Annotated in this window: 19 protein-coding genes; 2 read left to right on the top strand and 17 right to left on the bottom strand. The window is 64.2% G+C overall.

What is annotated here, in order from left to right; all coding sequences use genetic code 11:
* Positions 1-22: 22 nt before the first annotated feature.
* The 5 genes from uvrC to U9R80_RS11815 form a co-directional block, all read right to left on the bottom strand.
* Positions 23-1,846, bottom strand: coding sequence for an excinuclease ABC subunit UvrC (gene uvrC / locus U9R80_RS11835; protein WP_301840571.1), 1,824 nt, complete (start codon positions 1,844-1,846; stop codon positions 23-25).
* Between the two features lie 4 nt (positions 1,847-1,850).
* Positions 1,851-2,489 (bottom strand): response regulator transcription factor GacA, encoded by a 639-nt coding sequence (gene gacA / locus U9R80_RS11830; RefSeq protein ID WP_301840569.1) that lies wholly within the window; start codon positions 2,487-2,489, stop codon positions 1,851-1,853.
* Between the two features lie 99 nt (positions 2,490-2,588).
* Positions 2,589-2,975, bottom strand: coding sequence for a helix-turn-helix domain-containing protein (locus U9R80_RS11825; RefSeq protein WP_301840567.1), 387 nt, complete (start codon positions 2,973-2,975; stop codon positions 2,589-2,591).
* A gap of 124 nt (positions 2,976-3,099) precedes the next feature.
* Complete coding sequence (locus tag U9R80_RS11820; protein ID WP_301840566.1) at positions 3,100-3,525, bottom strand: GNAT family N-acetyltransferase; 426 nt, start codon at positions 3,523-3,525, stop codon at positions 3,100-3,102.
* A 29-nt stretch (positions 3,526-3,554) separates the two neighbouring features.
* Positions 3,555-3,938, bottom strand: coding sequence for a DUF488 domain-containing protein (locus tag U9R80_RS11815; RefSeq protein WP_301840565.1), 384 nt, complete (start codon positions 3,936-3,938; stop codon positions 3,555-3,557).
* A 113-nt stretch (positions 3,939-4,051) separates the two neighbouring features.
* Here U9R80_RS11815 and U9R80_RS11810 point away from each other — a divergent pair, with 113 nt between their 5' ends.
* Positions 4,052-5,668, top strand: coding sequence for an inorganic phosphate transporter (locus U9R80_RS11810; protein ID WP_301840564.1), 1,617 nt, complete (start codon positions 4,052-4,054; stop codon positions 5,666-5,668).
* On the opposite strand, the gene U9R80_RS11805 is transcribed toward U9R80_RS11810, so the two are convergent.
* The 9 genes from U9R80_RS11805 to U9R80_RS11765 form a co-directional block, all read right to left on the bottom strand.
* Positions 5,665-6,159 carry a DUF934 domain-containing protein gene (locus tag U9R80_RS11805; RefSeq protein ID WP_301840563.1) on the bottom strand — a complete coding sequence of 165 codons (495 nt, stop codon included), beginning with the start codon at positions 6,157-6,159 and terminating at the stop codon, positions 5,665-5,667. The genes U9R80_RS11810 and U9R80_RS11805 overlap by 4 nt on opposite strands.
* Positions 6,147-7,829 carry a nitrite/sulfite reductase gene (locus U9R80_RS11800; RefSeq protein ID WP_301840562.1) on the bottom strand — a complete coding sequence of 561 codons (1,683 nt, stop codon included), beginning with the start codon at positions 7,827-7,829 and terminating at the stop codon, positions 6,147-6,149. Before U9R80_RS11800 ends, U9R80_RS11805 begins: the two co-directional genes overlap by 13 nt.
* 102 nt (positions 7,830-7,931) lie before the next feature.
* Complete coding sequence (locus tag U9R80_RS11795) at positions 7,932-8,903, bottom strand: Csu type fimbrial protein (RefSeq protein ID WP_301840560.1); 972 nt, start codon at positions 8,901-8,903, stop codon at positions 7,932-7,934.
* A complete protein-coding gene (locus tag U9R80_RS11790) occupies positions 8,894-11,215 on the bottom strand; it encodes a fimbria/pilus outer membrane usher protein (protein WP_301840714.1) in 2,322 nt (773 codons plus the stop codon). The genes U9R80_RS11795 and U9R80_RS11790 overlap by 10 nt, the downstream gene beginning before the upstream one ends.
* Positions 11,216-11,307: 92 nt before the next feature.
* Positions 11,308-12,078 (bottom strand): fimbrial biogenesis chaperone, encoded by a 771-nt coding sequence (locus U9R80_RS11785; RefSeq protein WP_301840713.1) that lies wholly within the window; start codon positions 12,076-12,078, stop codon positions 11,308-11,310.
* A gap of 60 nt (positions 12,079-12,138) precedes the next feature.
* Positions 12,139-12,642, bottom strand: a complete 504-nt coding sequence (locus tag U9R80_RS11780; protein WP_301840558.1) for a Csu type fimbrial protein — start codon at positions 12,640-12,642, stop codon at positions 12,139-12,141.
* Between the two features lie 3 nt (positions 12,643-12,645).
* Positions 12,646-13,179, bottom strand: coding sequence for a Csu type fimbrial protein (locus tag U9R80_RS11775; RefSeq protein ID WP_301840556.1), 534 nt, complete (start codon positions 13,177-13,179; stop codon positions 12,646-12,648).
* A gap of 15 nt (positions 13,180-13,194) precedes the next feature.
* Entirely contained in the window at positions 13,195-13,728 is a 534-nt protein-coding gene (locus tag U9R80_RS11770) for a Csu type fimbrial protein (protein ID WP_301840554.1), read from the bottom strand.
* Positions 13,729-13,763: 35 nt separating this feature from the next.
* Complete coding sequence (locus tag U9R80_RS11765; protein ID WP_301840712.1) at positions 13,764-14,252, bottom strand: Csu type fimbrial protein; 489 nt, start codon at positions 14,250-14,252, stop codon at positions 13,764-13,766.
* Between the two features lie 249 nt (positions 14,253-14,501).
* On the opposite strand from U9R80_RS11765, the gene zapE reads away from it, so the two are divergent.
* Complete coding sequence (gene zapE, locus U9R80_RS11760; protein WP_442964971.1) at positions 14,502-15,605, top strand: cell division protein ZapE; 1,104 nt, start codon at positions 14,502-14,504, stop codon at positions 15,603-15,605.
* Positions 15,606-15,626: 21 nt separating this feature from the next.
* On the opposite strand, the gene U9R80_RS11755 is transcribed toward zapE, so the two are convergent.
* From U9R80_RS11755 to U9R80_RS11745, 3 genes are all read right to left on the bottom strand, one after another.
* Positions 15,627-17,516 (bottom strand): propionyl-CoA synthetase, encoded by a 1,890-nt coding sequence (locus U9R80_RS11755; protein WP_301840553.1) that lies wholly within the window; start codon positions 17,514-17,516, stop codon positions 15,627-15,629.
* Between the two features lie 190 nt (positions 17,517-17,706).
* Positions 17,707-18,414, bottom strand: a complete 708-nt coding sequence (locus U9R80_RS11750; RefSeq protein WP_301840552.1) for a YebC/PmpR family DNA-binding transcriptional regulator — start codon at positions 18,412-18,414, stop codon at positions 17,707-17,709.
* Positions 18,415-18,509: 95 nt separating this feature from the next.
* Positions 18,510-19,901, bottom strand: a complete 1,392-nt coding sequence (locus U9R80_RS11745) for an FAD-dependent oxidoreductase (protein WP_301840551.1) — start codon at positions 19,899-19,901, stop codon at positions 18,510-18,512.
* Positions 19,902-19,910: the final 9 nt, after the last annotated feature.

Raw genomic sequence — 19,910 nt, 5'->3', positions numbered from 1 at the left:
GGCTGCAAAGTGAGCGGGCATTCTACTCGCTATGCAGGTTGGCATAAATCGACTCGGCAAGCTTTTTACTGATTCCCGGTGCTTTGGCAATTTCTTCGATGCTGGCGCGTGACAATTCCTGCAGGCCACCGAAGTGCTTGAGCAGGTCACGCCGCCGTTTTGGCCCCACGCCGGCCACATCTTCAAGGCTTGAGGTACGCCGGGCCTTGCCGCGCCGGGCCCGGTGCCCGGTAATGGCAAACCGGTGCGCTTCGTCACGGATCTGCTGGATCAAATGCAGCGCCGGGGAGTCACCCTTGAGGGTGAACTCATGGGCCACATCGTTCAGGTAAAGGGTTTCGAATCCGGCCTTGCGGGTCACGCCCTTGGCCACGCCGATCAGAATCAGGTCAGGGACGGCCAGTTCCTGCAGCACTTCCCGGGCCATGTTCAGCTGGCCTTTGCCACCGTCCACCAACAGCACATCCGGCAGCTTGCCCTCGCCGTCCTTGATCCGCCCGAAACGCCGGGTCAAGGCCTGGTGCATGGCGGCATAGTCGTCACCCGGCGTCACGCCCTCGATGTTGAAGCGCCGGTAGTCCGACTTCAGCGGCCCCTCCGGGCCAAACACCACGCACGAGGCGACCGTCGCCTCACCGCTGGAATGGCTGATGTCATAGCACTCCAGGCGTTGCGGAGTTTCATCCAGGTCCAGCACCTTGGCCAGCGCCTCGAAGCGCGAGGCCATGTGTTGACGGTTGGCCAGGCGCGCCATCAGCGCCTGCTCGGCATTGGTCACCGCCAATTGCTGCCAGCGTGCCCGGGTCCCGCGGACCCGATGGCTGATGCTCAGTTCGCGGCCGCGCAAGCTTTCGATGGCTGCGCTGATGGCCTCGAAGTCTTCGTGCACCACGTTGACGATCAACTCGCCCGGCAGGTCGCGCTCGGCGTTGCCAATGTAGTACTGGGACAGGAACGCAGCCATGACCTCGGCCACCTCCTCCTCGATACCCACCTGGGGAAAGAAATTCTTGCTGCCCAGTACCCGTCCGCCTCGCACGCTGATCAGGTGCACACAGGCCCCCCCCGGGTTGACGAACGCGGCCACCACATCCACATCGCCGCTGCCGCCTTCCATGCTCTGCTGGTCCTGGACCCGGCGCAGCAAGGCGATCTGGTCGCGCAACTCGGCCGCCCGCTCGAACTCCAGGGCCATGGCGGCCTGCTCCATCTCGGCATTGAGCTCGTTGGTCAACTGATGACTGCGCCCTTCGAGAAACATCACCGAGTGACGCACGTCGACGGCATATTCCTCAGGCTCCACCAACCCCACACAGGGGGCCTTGCAGCGTTTGATCTGGTACTGAAGGCACGGCCGCGTGCGGTTGCTGTAGTAGCTGTCCTCGCACTGGCGCACGAAAAACGTTTTCTGCAACAGGCTCAGGCTTTCGCGAATGGCACCGGCACTGGGGTAAGGGCCGAAGTACTTGCCCTTCTGTTTCTTGGCGCCACGATGAATCCCCAGACGGGGAAACGCGCCGTCCGAGAGAAACACATATGGATAGGACTTATCGTCACGCAGCAGGATGTTGTAGGGCGGGCGCCATTCCTTGATCAGCGTCTGCTCGAGCAGCAGCGCTTCGGTCTCGTTGGCGGTAATGGTGGTTTCGACCTGGGCGATCCTGCCCACCAGGGCAGCCGTCTTCGGCGCCAGGCCCGTCTTGCGAAAGTAACTGGCCAGGCGTTTCTTGAGGTTTTTGGCCTTGCCGACATACAGCAGCCGGGCGTCGCCGTCGAACATCCGGTAAACGCCCGGGCGACCGCTGCAGGTCGCCAGGAAGGCACTTGAATCGAACACAGGGGTCATGAGCTCAGAGACTGGCGTCAACCATGCCATGGCGGACCGCCAGCAGCGTCAGTTCGACGTCGCTGGTGACCGAGAGTTTTTCAAAGATCCGATAACGGTAAGTATTGACCGTTTTCGGTGACAGGCACAGCTTGTCGGAGATGATCTGCACTTTCTGGCAACCGACGATCATCAGGGCGATCTGGATTTCCCGCTCCGACAAGGCGTCGAAGGGTGAGCCCTGGGGCTGGAACGATTTGAGCGCCAGTTGCTGGGCGATCTGCGGGCTGATGTAGCGCTGACCGGCAAACACCAGGCGAATGGCCTGGACCATTTCATCCAGGCCTGCGCCCTTGGTCAGGTATCCGGCGGCACCGGCCTGCAGCAGGCGCGTGGGGAACGGGTCTTCTTCGCACGCGGTGACGGCCACGACTTTCACATCAGGGTGACTGCGCAGCAACTTGCGCGTGGCCTCGAGGCCACCGATGCCAGGCATCTTCACATCCATCAGGACCACATCGGGCTTGAGTTCACGTGCGACCTTGAGCGATGCCTCGCCGGAGTCGGCCTGGCCCACTACCTGCAAGTCATCGATATCGGCCAGCATACGGGTGATGCCCGTACGCACCAGATCGTGATCATCGACCACCAGGACCCTAATCAAGCAGACACCTCGCACGACGGCGAAAAATTGGATCCGGCCACCTTAGCAAAAAATCGCGCGGTAGAGCTAACGGAACGCATCTTTGTGCACCACCCGGCTTCATTTTCCCGACAGCCGCCCGGCCAGGTTGCGCTCATGCCCGCTGATCGGCACGCAGGCGCCTGGCAGTGCCGTGGCGAGGCTGCCCAACAACTGTTGTACCGCCGCCTGGTCGGCCGCAGGCAGGCTGCGAAAACACCCCAGCAAGCGATCTTCTTCAGCGCTCAGGCTGCCTTGGGGTATCGGTGTACGAACCCCACTCAATACATACAGGCTGTCGACCCCACGAGCCGCCACGGCCGCCAGGTAATCGGCCTTGGGCGTGCGCTCACCGCTTTCGTATTTGCCCTGGGCATTGGGCTCTACACCACCGATATCCCCGAACACCCGCTGGGTCATACCCAGGCGCTCTCGTTCTTCCCTGAGCCGCGATCCGATTCCGTTCATGCGATTTCACTGTCTCCCGTACATCGTCCGAACGGGCCGGCCTCAAACCACACCGGCCCTTGAAGACCGGCACTATGCACGGGTTCACAACGCCGACACAAGCCAGCATCCGCGTCCGACTGTGCTAATCGACCTGCCGCTGCATGCGCACAAAGCACTCATCCTCGCCCACAGCCACGAAGCCCGCGCGCCTGTACAAGCCCTGGGCCGGGTTGCTCTTGAACACCGTCAAACGCACCTGGGGCAAGCGACGCTCGCGAGCCCAATCGGCCAATTGCGCCAGCACCTGCGTACCGATGCCATGCCCTCGCGCCGCCTCGATCAAGTGCAGTTCGCGAATGTACAGGGCGTGCCGGTCCTGGCTCAGGCTGCAGAACCCCACCACCCTGCCGTCCTCCACAACCAGCCATTGCTCGCGCCAGCTCCAGGCCTGGTTGAAGGCCTCCTCGATCCAGAGCAAATCAAACTCGTGGTAGTACGGCAGCATTGCCCGGCGGGTCAGGTCGCGGGCGAAAGCGCAATGCTGATCGGTGGCGGGAGTCAGGGTCATCAATCAATTCCGTGGGAACAGGCCTGCGCCTACAAGTAGCAGACCGGTGAACTCGATGGACCACGCCGGTCCAGCTCTTCTTCCAGCCACGCCGCCAGTACCTGTGCATTGTTGTGCTCGGTGTCCTTGCCGGCATAGAGCAAGGTCAGCTCACCCTGCTCGGCCATGCCCAGCAGTTTCCACCAGTGCTCGGGCCGGGCGGCCAGTTCCTGTCGATAGCGTTCGGCGAACCCGGCGAAGTCCACTTCGCCGCCATGAAAGGCCTGGCGCAACGCGGTCGACGGCGCAACCTCCGGCAGCCACAGCGCCTGCAACTGGTCCTTGCGTTTATTGCGTGGCCACAGCCGATCGACCAGCACGCGCTGCCCGTCTTCAGGTGCCAGGGGATCATAGACGCGCTTGCAACGGATCATCGGATTTCTCCCATTGATCCTGTCAGCGTAGAGGCATTTATTGACCGAGGTCATGTCGACGTCATGCACAGTTCTTATGCTGGAGGCCTGAGGTAACGTAACCCGGAGTCATCATGACTACCCCGACGCTGACCAGCCACCCAACGCTGGCCACAGCCGATCCACGGCCACGCCTGCATCACAAGCCCGGCCGCAATACCCTGATCCTGTTCTTCGGCTTACTGCTGGGTGGACTGTTCTATACCGCCTGGAGCCTGTTTCGCGACATCGACGCCACCGGCACGGTCATCACCACCTGGACGCCCTTCCTGCTGCTGGGAGTGGCCCTGCTGATCGCCCTGGGCTTCGAGTTCGTCAATGGTTTTCACGACACGGCCAACGCCGTGGCCACGGTGATCTACACCCACTCGCTGCCCGCCTCGGTGGCGGTGGTCTGGTCCGGATTTTTCAACTTCCTCGGGGTGCTGCTTTCAAGCGGTGCCGTGGCCTTCGGCATCATTGCCCTGTTACCGGTCGAGCTGATTCTCAAGGTCGGCTCCTCGGCAGGCTTTGCCATGGTCTTCGCCCTGCTGTTGTCGGCCATTATCTGGAACCTGGGCACCTGGTGGCTGGGCCTGCCGGCCTCCTCCTCGCATACCTTGATTGGCTCGATCATCGGCGTTGGCGTGGCCAACGCCCTGATGCACGGCCGTGACGGCACCAGCGGTGTGGACTGGTCCCAGGCGGCAAAAGTCGGGTATTCACTGTTGCTCTCGCCCCTGGTGGGCTTTGCCTGCGCCGCGCTGTTGCTGCTGGCGCTGCGCCACCTGGTCAAGCGCCAGGACCTGTACCAGGCCCCCGTAGGCAACACCCCGCCGCCCTGGTGGATTCGCGGCCTGCTGATTCTGACCTGCACCGGCGTGTCCTTTGCCCACGGCTCCAACGATGGGCAGAAAGGCATGGGCCTGATCATGCTCATCCTGGTGGGCACCTTGCCCATGGCCTATGCCCTGAACCGCACCATGCCGGCCGAGCAATCGCTGCAGTTCGCAGCGGTCGCCGAAGTCACCCAACACGCCTTGCAGCGCAGCGCCCCGCAACACCTGACGGCTGACCCACGACAGACCTTGAGCGACTTCATTCGCCAGCCTGCCGCCAGCCCTGAGCTGGTCCCGGCCCTGGCGGCCCTGGCCGGTTCGATCGGCGAGGAAGTCAAAGGCTACGGTTCCCTGAACCGCGTGCCTGCCGAAGCCATGGCCAATGTGCGCAACGACATGTACCTGACCAGCGAAACCATCCGCCTGATCAACAAGCACCAATTGGTCACGTTCACCCCCGACACCCAGGACAAGGTGCAACTGTTCAAGCGCCAGCTCGATGACGCCACCCGCTACATTCCACTGTGGGTCAAGATTGCCGTGGCCATTGCCCTGGGCCTGGGCACCATGGTCGGCTGGCGGCGCATCGTGGTCACGGTCGGGGAAAAAATCGGCAAGACCCACCTGACCTACGCCCAGGGCGCCTCGGCAGAACTGGTGGCGATGTGCACCATTGGCGTGGCCGACATGTACGGCATGCCGGTTTCGACCACCCATGTGCTGTCATCAGGGGTGGCCGGCACCATGGTTGCCAATGGCTCGGGGCTGCAGATGCGCACCATCGTCAACCTGATGATGGCCTGGGTACTGACGCTGCCTGCCGCGATCGTGATGGCCGGCGGGCTGTACTGGCTCCTGCGCCAGGTGTTCTAGCGGCGGCGGAACAGCGGCCTTGGCTCAATGACCGAACGGCCGTACAGCACGCTCATTCCCGCCAGCCCCTTCAAGGCATCCTCGGCGCACTTGTCTTCGCGCACCGCAAAGCTGTCGAAACCGCATTGGCGCATATGACTGAGCTGGTCGCGCAGCACATCCCCCACCGCCCTCAATTCGCCCTGCCAGCCAAGGCGAGTACGCAGCAGATACGCCTGGCTGTAACCGCGCCCGTCACGAAAGCTCGGGAAGTCGATGGCAATCAGTGCCACCTGCGCCAACCACGGCTCCAGCGCTTCGATCTCATCGTCCGGCCCCAGCCACAGGCCGTCACGGCCGGCTGGTTGTTGCGCTTCGCGGTCCAGCCAGTCGGCTAGCGGCAGAATCAGCAAGCCTTCGGGCAGCAGTTGTTCAACGTGGCGCAGCAACTGCCAGCCGTCGTCGGCCAGCAGCTGTGCCTCACCGTTGCGCAAGGCAATCACATTACGCATATGAGCGCCTCCGGCCGTTTGCCATAGACCCGCTCCTTGAACGGCTCCAGCCCCACCCGGCGCACGGTATCGACGAAGGGCTCGTCCAGCTCGCGGTAGGCGCAGTAGGTGGCGATGATCTGCTCGATCACCCGCGGGATCTCGGCGGCGCTGAACGAGGGGCCGATCACCTTGCCCAGGGTGCTGTGCTTGCCCTGCGCCCCACCGAGGGTGATCTGGTACCACTCGCTGCCGTTCTTGTCGACGCCCAGGATGCCGATATTGCCGATGTGGTGATGGCCGCAGGCATTGATGCACCCCGAGATGTTCAGGCTCAGCTCACCCAGGTCGTGCAGGTAGTCCAGGTCGTCGAAGCAGCGCTGGATCGACTGCGCAATGGGGATCGACTTGGCATTGGCCAAGGCACAGAAGTCCCCGCCAGGGCACGCGATGATATCGGTCAGCAGGCCAATGTTCGCGGTCCCCAGGTCGCGTTCGCAGGCCAGGCGCCAGAGTGCGTGCAGGTCCTGCTTGCGCACATCCGGCAGGATCAGGTTCTGCTCATGGGCGATGCGGATCTCGCCGAAACCGAACTGCTCCGACCAGTCCGCCACCGCCTCCATCTGAGCGGCCGTCAGGTCGCCTGGCGGCGAAGCCTCGCCCGGCTTGGTCGAGAGCACCACACTGGCGTAGCCCGGCACCTTGTGGGGCTTGACGCAGCAGGCCACCCAGCGGGCAAAGGCATGGTCCTGGGCCAGGTGGGTTTCATAGGCCAGCGCTTCGTCGATAACACTGGCGTAGGCCGGCGGCTCGAACGCCGCGGACACTCGCTGGAACTCGTCCTCGGTCAGTTGCGCCGGGCCATCCTTGATGTGCTGCCACTCCTGCTCCACCTCACGGGCAAAGGCGTCGATCCCCAGGGCCTTGACCAGGATCTTGATCCGCGCCTTGTACTTGTTGTCACGCCGGCCATGGCGGTTGTACACCCGCAGGATCGCCTCGACATACGACAGCAAGTGCTGCCAGGGCAGCCCCTCGCGAATCTGCAAGCCCAGGATCGGCGTGCGCCCCAGGCCACCGCCGACCATCACCCGCAGGCACATCTGGCCCTGGGCGTCGCGGTACAGGTACAGGCCGATGTCATGCATCATGATCGCCGCCCGGTCTTCTCGGGCCGAGCAGATGGCGATCTTGAACTTGCGTGGCAAAAACAGGAACTCAGGATTGATGGTCGACCACTGGCGCAAGATCTCGGCCAGCGGGCGCGGGTCGAGCAACTCGTCGGCAGCGACCCCGGCGAACGCCTCGGTGGTGATGTTGCGCACACAGTTGCCGGAGGTCTGGATGGCGTGCATCTCGACCTCGGCCAGGCGCTGGAGGATGTCGGGCACCTGGGCCAATTCGATCCAGTTGAACTGGATGTTCTGGCGGGTGGTGAAGTGCCCGTAGCCGCGGTCGTACTCACGGGCGATCATCGCCAGGGTACGCATCTGGCGCGCGCCAAGGGTGCCGTAGGGAATGGCCACCCGCAGCATGTAGGCGTGCTTTTGCAGGTACAGGCCATTTTGCAGGCGCAGGGGCAGGAACTCTTCTTCAGACAGCTCGCCGCCCATGAAACGTTGCACCTGATCGCGAAACTGCGCCACGCGCTCGAACACCAGCGCACGGTCATACTCGTCATATTGATACATGGTTCGGACCTCATCACGAAGGCCCTTACTATGGCGTTCGGGTGTACTGAGTTACAGATTCAGGTTTGGGGGATTTATACGGATCAGCGGCGGCGGCCGGTGTCAGAACTGCACATCGAGAATGATGCTGTCCTGATAGGCCCCGGCCGGCGGTGTGGCCTGGTCGGTGTAGACCTTGGCGTTGTAATTGAACACCTGGCTGCCGATACCGGTGCCGGCACCTGGGTTGATGTCGGCATCGGTACTGGCACGGCGCGCACTGGTGAGCTTGCCCCAGCGCACAGTGCCGGCACTTTTGAAGAGGTCGTAGGCCAGGTAGTTGCTGGCCGCCGATTTCATCCGCCGTCGCCCCCCTGCCACATTCTGGCCATCGTCCAGCCCCACGGAGTAGTAGCTGCCCTTGGTACAGGCAATGTTCACGTTACCGTTGACGGTGCCAAAGCCCGCCACCACCGGGGCGCTGCCAAAGCTGATGTTCGGCGTGGTGATCTGGCAATCGTTGGTCACTGTCAGGCTGATCGTCAGGTTGGTCGTACCTTCGAGCTTCTGCCGCCCCAGGCACAGGCTCCCCACGCCAATGCCCCAGCAGTAGTCGATATTCCAGTACACCGACAGGGTCTCTTGATAAAGGCCGGCGGCAACATTGGCGCCGACCTGGGTCTTCAGGTAGATCGGCGCCGACTTGGGCGTGGTCCCGTTCAGCAGCCCCAAGGCATCGATGATGCCGTTGCGGGCGAAGTCATAGGCGACGTTGCGGGTAATGGGGAAACTGAGGCTGTTGTTGGCGTACAGGGTGTAGGGGATGACATCGCCGCTCGGCCCCACCAGCCCGGTGGTGTTGGCAATGGGTTTGAACGTGGCGAAGAAGTGGTCGTCGCTGCGCAGCAAGGTCAGCAGCGAGCCGGTGCATTGCAGGCCGGCATTGGTGGTCGACGCGGACTGCACCGCACTGAGCACCAGGGAGGAACTCACCGAGCCAAAGCTTGCCGGTGCCGACGACACCACGGCGCACAATCCATAGGCCTGGGAACTGGCCAGCACGGCCAGGCTCGCCAGCAGGCGTTTCACCGGCATACCAGCGGCCCGATCAGCGGCACCTGCTGCTGATCGCCGTCCATCGTGAACTGCACCCGGCAACGACCACCGCCGGCCAGCGCCACCTCAAGGCTGTTGTCGGGCGCCAGCCCCTCCAGATAGACCAGCCCGTCCCAGCCCACCACCGCCTGGGCGCCACTCTGCTCGTGCAGCACCTGGCTCCCCAACGGCAGGTCCTTCTGGCTGGCATCCACCAACTGCAGACTGGCAGCCACCACATTGCGCATCGGGAATTCCAGCAAATAGCCTGTGCCACGACGCACCGCCACCTTCTGTTCGACTTGCTGCACCCGCACGGTGCTGGGCAGCTCCATCGGGTCAATTTCGTACTTGCCCCGGTAGTAGCCACTGCTCCAGGGCACCAGCAGGTGACCGTTCTTGTCGGTACGGCCCACCCGCTGGTTTTCGTAGTTCACCGGCACATCGGCAAAGCCGTCGGTGCTGACGACCACAAAGGCATCGTCGATGCGGTTGGCGGCGAACACCCCGGCATCCATCCACACCAGCGAGCCGCTGGCATCGGCCCAGCGGGTCGTGCTGGTGTCGCTGCCATACACCCCGGCCTGCAGTTGCACCGATTGCAGGCGCCAGGTCAGGTCGGCCTGCCGGTACGCCTCGCGGTCGCCATCGGCGTAACCGAGGTTGAAACCCACACCGCCCTGGCTTGGCACTGCACGGCTGTAATTGACCCGCTGCAGGTTTTCCCCGGCCTGGTTGCGCTCCACGCTCATGGCCAGGGTGCCGCGCAGGTCGAACGGGATCACCAGTTGCGCCTGCACCGCCCACTGGCTATCGCCGATCTCGCGGTTGGCCGACAGGTACAGGCTGCTGTTGGCCCACAGCGACTTGCTCCAGCTCACGTTGAGCAACCGGGTGCGGCTGTTGTCACCGGCGCGCACATCGAAATAGCCGGCCCCCAGGCTGCCGTACTGGTCCAGGTTCAGGCTCAGCGTGGCTTGCTCGCTGCGCTGGCTCAGGCGCGTGTCGGGGCTGTCGACCAGCGACAGGTCGGCATAGTCGCCGTGGCGTTGCAGCCGCTGGTAGTTAAAGCCCAGCCGGCGACTGTTGTACTGATACCCCAGGCTCACTTGCTGACCGCTGCGGCTGTCAAAGCTGCTCTGGCTCACGGCGCCGTTGACCACGCCCCAGTTGCCCACCTGCACGTTCGCGCCCAGCCCGCCAAGGGCCAGGGACTCGGCGGCCTCGGCATGGCTTTCCAGGGTAATGACGTCGCTGAGCCCATAACGCAGGCTGGCGGCGGCCACACCCGGGCCATAGGCAAAATCACGGATCGCGTAGTCGCGGCGCAGGCTGCCGGCTGCCACCGAGAAATCCGCCAGGCCTTGTTGCAGCAGGGCGCTGGTGACATAGAACGGCAAGGTGGTCGACACCTGGCGGCCCAGGGCGTCGGTGGTCACCACTACCGCCTCCCCTGCACCGTTGATGAACGGCACATTGGTCAGGGTGTAGGGGCCAGGTTGCAGATCGGCACTGGAGCTCTTGTAGCCGTTGATGAACAGATCCACCGACGAAGGCACCGCGGCTTCACCGGCAAAGGCCGGCAGCGGATAAGTGACCAGGTCCGGGCGCACGCCAAAGTCACGGGACAGTTGCAGGCCGCCCAGACGCACCGAGCTGGTCCAGGGCAAGGCGCCGCTGAGCACGTCACCGGCTTCCAGGGTCAGCACGCGCACTTCATCGGTGTAGCGCCAGGTGGTGTCGTAGCGGCGAAAGCCTTCCTGGCTGTCGTCGAATTGATCGCCGCCCAAAGCCTGGCGCCATTGCCCGGTGGTCGACAACGTGCCCCAGCCGTCGAACAGGCGCAGCTCGTTCCAGGCGGCCAGGTAGCGGCCGCCATCATCGGTGTCGTTCAGGTACAGGTCATAGTTGAACAACGCGCCGAAGCTGCTGTGCGCTTCGCTGGCCGGCGACAGCTGGCGACCGCCGATGCGCTGGGTCGGCAGCCAGGCCGGCGGCACCTGCACCAGCAGCCGCTGGCCCTGGCTGTCGTAGTCGCTGTGCAGGCCCGCAATACTGTCCAGTGCAACCTCGGCGCCATGCTCGCCGGGCAAGTCGATGCCGGCAGCCCGCAAGTCGGCGGCGGCCATGTACAGGCGCCCGGCGCGTTGCTGCACCGACACCAGCTCAGGGCTGCTCATCTGATTGACCACCAGCTCCAGAAACAACGGCGCGTCGGCGACCGCCTCCAGGGAGGCCGGGGGCGGCGGCAGTTCGCCGCCGAACAGCGGCCCACAGCCCAGTACGGTCAAGCCGCAAGCCCTCAGCGCCAGGCGGCGTGTCGCGGCCAGAGAAACGCTCACACACAATATCCGACCATTACCGGGTCCTCCCTGGCCCCTGATGTGGTGCTACTTGCTGGTACTCACTGCCCTTGATTCAGGGCTTGCGCCGGTTCCTGTCCGTTGATCCGGCCCTTGAGTACGGTGGCTGCCGTCGTCGGCTGCGGCGCCTGCCAGCGCATGCTGGCACCGGGCAGCACATAGCCCAGCAAGCCTTCCACCAGCGGCCGGCTCTGGCCGCCCTGCTGCAGCACCACATCGGTCAGCCGGGCATGCACCGGCCCGGTGTTGCGGATTTCCACATAGGGCTTACCCCCCACCGTCACCTGCCGCCAGCTCAGTGCCGGCTTGCCGACCCCGGCGCCGCCGCGCTGGCCGCTGGCATCGGTCTTGCCCCACAAGCCTTCGCCATAGACAAACAAGGGCACCGAATAACGCATCTGAAAGCGGATCGCCGCCTGGGGTTTGTCGGCGCTGGCCGCGGGCGGCAATGCCGGAGGGATCTCATCGATGATGATGCGGTAGGCCTGCTCCTGGCCCACCGGCGAGGTGCCGGTGCGGGTCAGGCGGATCAGCTGTTTCTGCCCCGGGGCAATGTTGGCCACCGGCGGGCTGCCGATGATCTCGCGCTGGGCCTGGTACTGATCGTCGAACTCGCCCTGGCGCCAGGCGAACACCCGCACTTGCAGGTTGGCCGGCTCGCTGCCGCGGTTTTCAAGCCACAAGGCCCCCGCCTTCTGGCCCGCCTCGAGCACCGGGTCGATCGGCCAGATCAACACCGAAGTCGCCGCCTGCAACGGCGCACTGCAGAGCAGTGCCAGGCCACAGGCCAAGCCGTTGATTCGTTTGCGCATATCGTCCGCGCTAGCCCCCATGCCTTGCTCCTTGTTGTTGTAGCGTCCTTTGACCGGGCGTTAAAAAGTCAGCACCACCTGCACCACATCGGTGTAGCTGCCGGCGGGTACGTTGCCGGTCAGCTGTGCCCGGGCGTACACCGGCAGCTTGATGGCGGCCGGATCGCTGTAGGTCACCGGCACGTTCTGGTTGATGCCCAGGCCCTGGCTGAAACCGGCATCGCGAAACAGCTGATAGGCCACCAGCGATGCGCCGCTGCTGCGCTTGAGGTTGCGGGTACCGCTGGCGCTGTTCTGGCCGGCATCGACACTCATACTCAGGCTGACCCCCGGGGTGCACTGCAAGGTCACTGTGGCTCCCCCCAACGCGGTGGTCACGTTGCCGGTGGACAGTGCCGGGTAAGTGCCGAAATCCAGGGTCCCGTAGTTGCTTGTGCCCCCCACCACCAGGCACCCCGCAACCACCATGGCACTGACCTGAAAGGTGCTGGTGAGCGCCGCATCCAGCGGCGCACTTGCGCCGCACAGCGACAGTGCCAACAGCCTGGGCAACGCCCGGCGCATGGCTCAGAAACTCAGCTCGACCGCCACCGTATCGGTGTACGCCCCGGCCGGCAGCCCCGGCTTGCCAACGGCCTGGCCGTAAAGGTCCACCGTCTGCTCCACGCCGGTACTGGTCGGCAAGGTGATCACCCCGTCGATGGGCAGCAACTGGGTACGACCTGCGTCGGTATAAAAGTCGTAAGGCACGTAGTTGCCGTTACCGTCGGCCAGTGCCCGGGTGCCGCCGGCGGACTGGTTGTCGTTGGCCCCGCTGCTCACCTTGATCGCCGGTATCGTGCCGCTGGAGCAGAGGATGCGCATTGCGCCACCGGCACCGCCCAGCACCTGCGCGTTCGCCGTGGTGAACAAGGCCTCCTGGGTGCCGAAATCCAGGGTACCGAAGTCCTGCCCGGTGTTGCCGCTACCGCCATTGACCTGGCAACTGGCGATCAGCGTCAGGGTGGCGTTGATGTTGCCGGTTACCGTGCCGGCCTGCGCCTGGCTGCACAGCGCCAGGCCGACGCCGGCGAAGATGAAGCGGGAAATGTACGGATGCATGAGTCACTCCTTGTGTTACCAGTCCAGGGTCACCATCAGGGTGTCGCGGTAAATGCCGGCCGGCAGCGCCTTGGGGTGGGCGACCACCGCGCCGTAGATCGGGATCGGTACGTGGGCACCGCTGCTGACTGAAAAATTCAGGGTCTGGCCGATGTCGTAGCGGGCGCGCCCGGTAGGGTCGGCAGACAGCTCGTAGGGAATCAGCACCCGGCCATTGCTCAGGCGCCGGGTAGCACCATCGCCATTGGCACCGCCATTGATGCTCACGGTGAAGGCCCGCACGGCGGGGTTGCAACGCACCTGCAGGCTGCCATCACCCGCCGACTCGTCCAGGTGCGAGCGCAACGGCGTCGTCCAACTGGGCCCCTGGCTGCCAAAGTCGAGCACCCCCGCACCGGGCGACTCGACCACCCCGGCGCCGGGATCGCCACTGATCTGACAGGCACTGCTGATCACCAGCCGGGCCTGCACATGCCCGCTCATGGCGGCGAAGGCATCGGGGCTGACCAACATCAAGGGCGCAGCACTCAACAGCAGGAGTCGTTTCATACGGCCAGTTCCTTCAGCAGGCGCCGTGCCTGGCCTTACCAGGTCACGGTGACTTTGAGCAGGTCCGAGTAGCCGCCCACATGCGGCACCTGGGCCAGGCGGTCGATACGCGCGTACAGCGGCAAGTCCACCGAGCCTGAATCCGGCACCCGGGCGTGCTGCGCGACATTGACCGGCAATGGCAAGCGCCAGGCCGGGTCCTGATACAAGCGGTAGGGAATCGGCCGCGCCGACGGTTGATTGCTGGCCAGGTAGCGCACTTCACCCACCCCACCATGCTGTCCGCCGTCGACCTTGACCTGGTAAGCCGTGTCGGGGTTGCACTCGAGTCGGGGTGGGCGCAGGGCAAGTAACTGGCTGCTCAGCGGGCCGGCGGGGTCATCCAGGCGGGCGGTGCTGCCAAAGTCCAGTACCCCCAGGGCCTGGGCGCCGGCATCGCGGGGCTGATGGATCAGCACACAACCGCGCTGCACATCCACTTTGACTTCAACCATGAAATCGGCGGCGGTTGCGCTGTTGGCCATGATCGACACGAACAGCACTGCCAGACAGCTTCCCTTCACATTTTCTTCCTTTGAAGCAGGATAAATCTGAAAGTCAGGGTAGCAGTCGAAGTAGAACCTGCCAGGCAAGTTACAGTTTTTTGGCGCCGGAATTCAGACACCAGGCCGCAGGGAGCGCTGGCCGTCACGGATGTGATTGGTTAAATTAGCCGCGCTCGCTCAAGCCGTTTCTTGAGTCCCGACGCCCTCAAGGAGCCCTGTTTGCTGACCCTGCTGCCTCACTGGATACGTTCGCTGCGCACCTTCGCCCACGGCCGGAATGACCTGCAACCCGGCGACAGTGATCTGGCAGATACCGTTCGTCAGCATTTCACCGAAAAGGCCTCGGCACAGGGTTACACCCTCAGCCACGGGCAATTGCAGGTGATCGAGCACCTCGCAACCCAAGCCGCGCGGATCGATAGCGGACAGGCCCGCAGCCTGTACCTGTATGGGGCGGTCGGACGCGGCAAAAGCTGGCTGCTGGACGGCTTCTTCCAGGCCCTGCCCCAGGCGCATAAACGCCGGCTGCACTTTCACGACTTTTTCGCCCGCCTGCACCAGGGCATGTTCGCGCACCGCCACCAGGACGACGCCCTGGCCTGCACCCTCGATCAATTGCTCGATGAGTGCCAGGTCCTGTGCTTCGATGAGTTCCACGTCCACGACATCGGTGACGCCATGCTGATCACCCGCCTGTTCCAGGCATTGTTCGCGCGGCGCATCTTCCTCCTGGTGACCTCCAACTACGCGCCCGAAGGCCTGCTGCCCAACCCGCTCTACCACCAGCGATTCGAGCCGGTGATCCGCCTGATCAACAGCCGCATGCAGGTGCTGGAGGTCGGTGGCGAGCAGGACTATCGCAGCCTGCCCACCCACGCCAGCCAACAACGCTTCACCCAGGGGCACTACCTCTGGCCTGGCAGCCTTGCCCAGCGCCAGGCACTCGGCGTGCCGCCCGCGAGTGAGGCACCGGTCAAGATTCCAGTGGGCAAGCGTGAGGTGGCCGCCTGGTTCAGCCAGCAAGATACGGTCGGTTTTGATTTTGCCGAACTCTGTGAACAGCCCACGGCAGTAATCGACTACCTGGAGCTGGCCCAGCACTACGAGCACTGGATCATCGACGGCCTGCCACGGCTGGAAGACTGCTCGATTGCTGCCCAGCAACGCTTCATCAACCTGGTGGATGTGCTGTACGACCAGGACAAACACCTGGTGCTGATCGGCGCCGAGCCGCTTGAGCAGAGCCTGGCTGGCAGGGCCGCGGACCTTGCGCGCACCCGCAGTCGACTGGGTCAGCTGCGCCAGCGACAGGCCTCGGCCTGCCCGGCCTGATCACCGGGCAGGCCAAGCACCTCAGCCCGCCCGGGCGAGACTGGCCAGGACCGCCTCGATTTCCTCCAGTACCGCCGGATCATCCAGGGTAGAAGGCGGCGTGTAGGGCTGCTGGTCGGCGATCTTGCGCAACACCGCCCGCAGGATCTTGCCGGAGCGGGTCTTGGGCAGGCGCTTGACCACCCGCACCCGGTTGAAGCACGCCAGGGCGCCGATCTGCTCGCGCACACTGGCCACCAACTCGCTCTGCAACGCTGTTTCGCTGATGCCCTGGCCATCCTTGAGCACCACCAGGGCCAAGGGCACCTGCCCCTTGATCTCGTCATGCACGCCAATCACCGCGCACTCGGCCACCGCCGGGTGACGGGCGACCAGGTCTTCCATTTCACCGGTGGACAAGCGATGGCCCGAGACGTTGATGACGTCGTCGGTGCGTCCCATGATGTAGACAAAGCCGTCTTCATCCAGGTAACCGCCGTCACCGGTGTGGTAGTAGCCGGGATACGCGGTGAGGTAGGCGTCCAGGTAACGCTGGTGATCGCCCCACAGGGTCTGGCTGCAACCTGGCGGCAGTGGCAAGGCAATCACAATGGAGCCTTGCTGGTTGGCGCCGAGCAACTGGCCTTCGTCGTCCAGCACGCGCACGTGATACCCCGGCACCGCGCGGTTGCTCGACCCAGGTCGCGCAGCACAGCCGTCCAGGCCGACACAGGGCGCAGTCACCGGCCAACCGGTTTCGGTCTGCCACCAGTGATCGTGCACCGTCTTGCCGCTGGTGCTTTCCAGCCACTGATGGGTACTGGAGTCGAGCTTCTCGCCGGCCAGGAACAACTGGCGCAGGGAGCTCAGGTCGTAGCGGCGCAGCAGTTCGCCTTCGGGGTCTTCCTTGCGGATCGCACGCATGGCCGTCGGCGCGCAGAACAGGCCATTGACCCGGTACTGTTCCACCACCCGCCAGTAGGCGCCGGCGTCGGGGGTGCGGATGGGCTTGCCCTCATAGAACACCGTGGTGCAGCCGTTCATCAACGGCCCATAAACAATCAGCGAATGGCCAACCACCCAGCCGACATCGGAAATGCCCCACCACACATCACCGGTCTGCATGCCGTAGATGTGGCGCATGGCAAAGCCCAGGGCCACGGCATTGCCGCCGTTCTCGCGCACGATGCCCTTGGGTTTGCCGGTGGTGCCGGAGGTATACATGATGTACAGCGGGTCGGCGGCGGCCAGCTCGACCGGCGCCACCGGGCTTGCCCCGGCCACTGCCGCCTGCCAGTCCAGGTCGCGGCCTTCGACCAGGCTCGCCTGGGCCTGGGGCCGCTGCAGCACCAACACCTGGCGTGGCTGGTGCTTGGCCAGTTGCAGGGCGCGGTCGACCAGCGGCTTGTATTCAATGACCCGATCGAACTCCAGCCCGCAGGAGGCCGTCAGCAACAGCTTGGGCCGGGCATCGTCGATGCGCAGCGCCAGCTCGTTGGCAGCAAAGCCGCCAAACACCACCGAGTGCACCGCACCGATACGGGCACAGGCGAGCATCGCCATGGCCGCCTGGGGCACCATCGGCATGTAGATGATCACCCCGTCGCCCTTCTCCACGCCCAGCGAACGCAGCAACCCGGCCAGGCGCGCCACTTCGTCGCGCAACTGGGCATAGGTGAAGGATTGCTGGCTGCCGGTCACCGGCGAGTCGTAGATCAGCGCCGTCTGCTCACCGCGGCCTTGCTCGATCTGATGATCCAGGGCCAGGTAGCAACTGTTCAGGCGCCCGTCGGCAAACCACTGATGGGTGCCATCGGCATTTTCACTGAGGGTATTGAGCGGCTTGCGGTACCAGGCCAAGCGATCGGCCTGTTCGGCCCAGAAAGCGGCGGGGTCGGCAATGGAGTGGGCGTGGCTGTGCTGATAAGTCATCGTTACTGAACCCTGAGCTTGTTGTTATTAAAAAGGGCGAATAACGATTATGGCCATCAACGGCCGGGGTGCCAGGCGACTAAAGTCTCATCAGACATGCACAAATGTCGCGACCGGAAAACAGCGCGGGGCAAGCCCGCTCCTACCAGTAGGAGCGGGCTTGCCCCGCGATACAGCCGTAAGTGTTGAATCAGCCTGCCAGGCCTACATAAACGTTCTGCACATCATCGTTGTCATCAATGGCATGCAGGAACGCCTCGACCTCGGCCATCTGTTCGTCGTTCAAGCCGCTGACCGGGTTCTTCGGCGTGTAGCCGATCTTCGCCGAGCTCACGGTAAAGCCAAACTCCGGCAAGGCCTTCTGCACGGCATCCAGGTCCGTGGTATCGGTGATGAACAGGGTCGAACCCTCTTCTTCACCTTCCTCGAAGTCCTGCGCACCGGCTTCGATCGCCGCCATTTCCGGGTCTGCATCAGCGCTGGCCGGCGCCGCTTCGATCAAGCCGACATGGTTGAAGTCCCAGGCCACCGAGCCCGAAGCGCCCAGTTGACCCTTGCGGAACAGCACACGAATCTGCGCCACGGTGCGGTTGACGTTGTCGGTCAGGCACTCGACGATCAGCGGCACCTGATGCGGGGCAAAGCCTTCATAGGTCACCAGGGTGTACTGCACCGCATCGCCATCCAGGCCTGCACCCTTGCGGATCGCCCGCTCGAGGGTCTCGCGGGTCATCGAGGCCTTCTTGGCCTGCTCGATCGCCAGGCGCAAGCGCGGGTTCATGTCCGGGTCAGCGCCGGATTTGGCAGCGATCTGGATCTCTTTGGACAGCTTGCCCATGACCTTGCCCTTGGCGTTGGCTGCTGCTTCTCTATGCTTGGCTTTCCACTGTGCGCCCATCTCGACTCTCTTGTTTCAGGTGCCGGTTCAGGTAGCGACCGGCAAAGTGGGTGCAGTTTATACATCCTCGTTGTGGCAATCGACAAAAAAACTGCTCAGGCCTTGTCGGCTTTACCTGCCGCCGCGGCAAAGCGGGCCAGGCGCACATCCAGGCGCCGCGGCCGGTGACCATGGTCCTCGGCCTGCTCCTTGCGACGAATGGCATTGCGCACCATCAGCGAGCCCAGGTAACGGATCGGTTCGGGCGGGAAATACCCGAGCGGGCCGTTGACCAGCGGCGAACGGGTCCAGGCGTTGTCCACGCCCAGTACCAGCGACGAGAGGATCTGCCCGCCCATGTGACACGGGCCCACCCCACTGCCCGAGTAACCAAAGCCATAAAACACATTGCCCTGGGCACCGAGCTTGCCAAAAAACGGCAACCCGGTGACGGAGCGGTCAGAGGGGCCATTCCAGGTGGCGGCCACCGGCACCTGGGCCAGGCTCGGGAAAAACTCGCCCAGGCTGCGGCGCAGCAGCCCTTCGTAGGGTGACGGCTGATCGAACACCGGCAGCATCCGCCCGCCGTAGGCAAAGGTATTGCCGCCCTTGCCGAGCATCAGCCGGCCATCGCTGGTGTTGTGGTAGTAGTGAACGAAAATCCGTGAATCGAGCACGCTCACACCGCTGGTAAGCCCCATCTGCCCCAGCAGCTCCGGCCGTGGCTCGGTGATGATCATGTCGCTGGAGACAATCGCCACACTGCGCTCGAACTGCGGGAAGGCCCGCGCCATCCAGGCATTGAGGGCGAGCACCACCCGGTCTGCACGAACGCCGCCGCGGGTGGTTTCCACCACCGCCTGCGGCCCTTCCTGCAGGCCGGTCATCGCGGTGTTTTCATAAATCCGCACGCCTTTTTGCAAGGCAACCCGGCGCAAGCCGCGCACCAGTTTGCCCGGCTGCACCGTGGCCGCGGCCGGCGAGAACCAGCCTTCCAGGTGCTTGGCCGACCCCGCCATGCGCTGCACCTGCTCCACCGGCAAACGCTGGAAGGAGTTGATGCCCTGGCGTTCCAGGGCGGCGATCACGCCATCGGTGGCGCCCATCTGGGCGCGGTTGGTGGCGGTGTAGAGGGTGCCGTCCAGGCGGTAGTCGGCATCGATGCCATGGGCACGGCAAAAGTCGCCGATGGCATGGATGCTCTGTTCCGACGCCTGCACCAGGCGCACCGCCTCCTGGAGGCCGAACAGGCGTTCGAGGGTGAAATACTTGGCCGACCACGACAACGCACAACCCCCGTTGCGCCCACTGGCCCCGGCGCCGCAAATGTCGGCTTCGATCAGCACGACGTCCAGGGCCGGGTTCTGTTCCTTGAGCATCAGCGCGGTCCACAACCCGGTATAGCCACCGCCAACGATGCAGACATCGGCACGGGTATCGGCAGCCAGTGGTGGGCACGCGGGCGCATCTTCCTGATCCAGCGCCTGTTGCAGCCAGAAGGGTCTCATGGTCGGGTT

The sequence above is a fragment of the Pseudomonas sp. JQ170C genome, from assembly GCF_035581345.1.
Lineage (GTDB): Bacteria > Pseudomonadota > Gammaproteobacteria > Pseudomonadales > Pseudomonadaceae > Aquipseudomonas.
The sequence above is the reverse complement of the archived record's forward strand: the minus strand, read 5'-3'. Positions and strand labels throughout refer to the sequence as shown.

Coding starts and splice junctions, on each gene's coding strand:
- U9R80_RS11765 (WP_301840712.1), bottom strand. CDS start 14,252: ATGGCCAACAGCGCAACCGCCGCCGATTTCATGGTTGAAGTCAAAGTG.
- U9R80_RS11825 (WP_301840567.1), bottom strand. CDS start 2,975: ATGAACGGAATCGGATCGCGGCTCAGGGAAGAACGAGAGCGCCTGGGT.
- U9R80_RS11755 (WP_301840553.1), bottom strand. CDS start 17,516: ATGACTTATCAGCACAGCCACGCCCACTCCATTGCCGACCCCGCCGCT.
- U9R80_RS11770 (WP_301840554.1), bottom strand. CDS start 13,728: ATGAAACGACTCCTGCTGTTGAGTGCTGCGCCCTTGATGTTGGTCAGC.
- U9R80_RS11815 (WP_301840565.1), bottom strand. CDS start 3,938: ATGATCCGTTGCAAGCGCGTCTATGATCCCCTGGCACCTGAAGACGGG.
- uvrC (WP_301840571.1), bottom strand. CDS start 1,846: ATGACCCCTGTGTTCGATTCAAGTGCCTTCCTGGCGACCTGCAGCGGT.
- U9R80_RS11795 (WP_301840560.1), bottom strand. CDS start 8,903: ATGCCGGTGAAACGCCTGCTGGCGAGCCTGGCCGTGCTGGCCAGTTCC.
- U9R80_RS11800 (WP_301840562.1), bottom strand. CDS start 7,829: ATGTATCAATATGACGAGTATGACCGTGCGCTGGTGTTCGAGCGCGTG.
- U9R80_RS11810 (WP_301840564.1), top strand. CDS start 4,052: ATGACTACCCCGACGCTGACCAGCCACCCAACGCTGGCCACAGCCGAT.
- U9R80_RS11785 (WP_301840713.1), bottom strand. CDS start 12,078: ATGCGCAAACGAATCAACGGCTTGGCCTGTGGCCTGGCACTGCTCTGC.
- U9R80_RS11820 (WP_301840566.1), bottom strand. CDS start 3,525: ATGACCCTGACTCCCGCCACCGATCAGCATTGCGCTTTCGCCCGCGAC.
- U9R80_RS11745 (WP_301840551.1), bottom strand. CDS start 19,901: ATGAGACCCTTCTGGCTGCAACAGGCGCTGGATCAGGAAGATGCGCCC.
- U9R80_RS11780 (WP_301840558.1), bottom strand. CDS start 12,642: ATGCGCCGGGCGTTGCCCAGGCTGTTGGCACTGTCGCTGTGCGGCGCA.
- U9R80_RS11775 (WP_301840556.1), bottom strand. CDS start 13,179: ATGCATCCGTACATTTCCCGCTTCATCTTCGCCGGCGTCGGCCTGGCG.
- U9R80_RS11750 (WP_301840552.1), bottom strand. CDS start 18,414: ATGGGCGCACAGTGGAAAGCCAAGCATAGAGAAGCAGCAGCCAACGCC.
- U9R80_RS11805 (WP_301840563.1), bottom strand. CDS start 6,159: ATGCGTAATGTGATTGCCTTGCGCAACGGTGAGGCACAGCTGCTGGCC.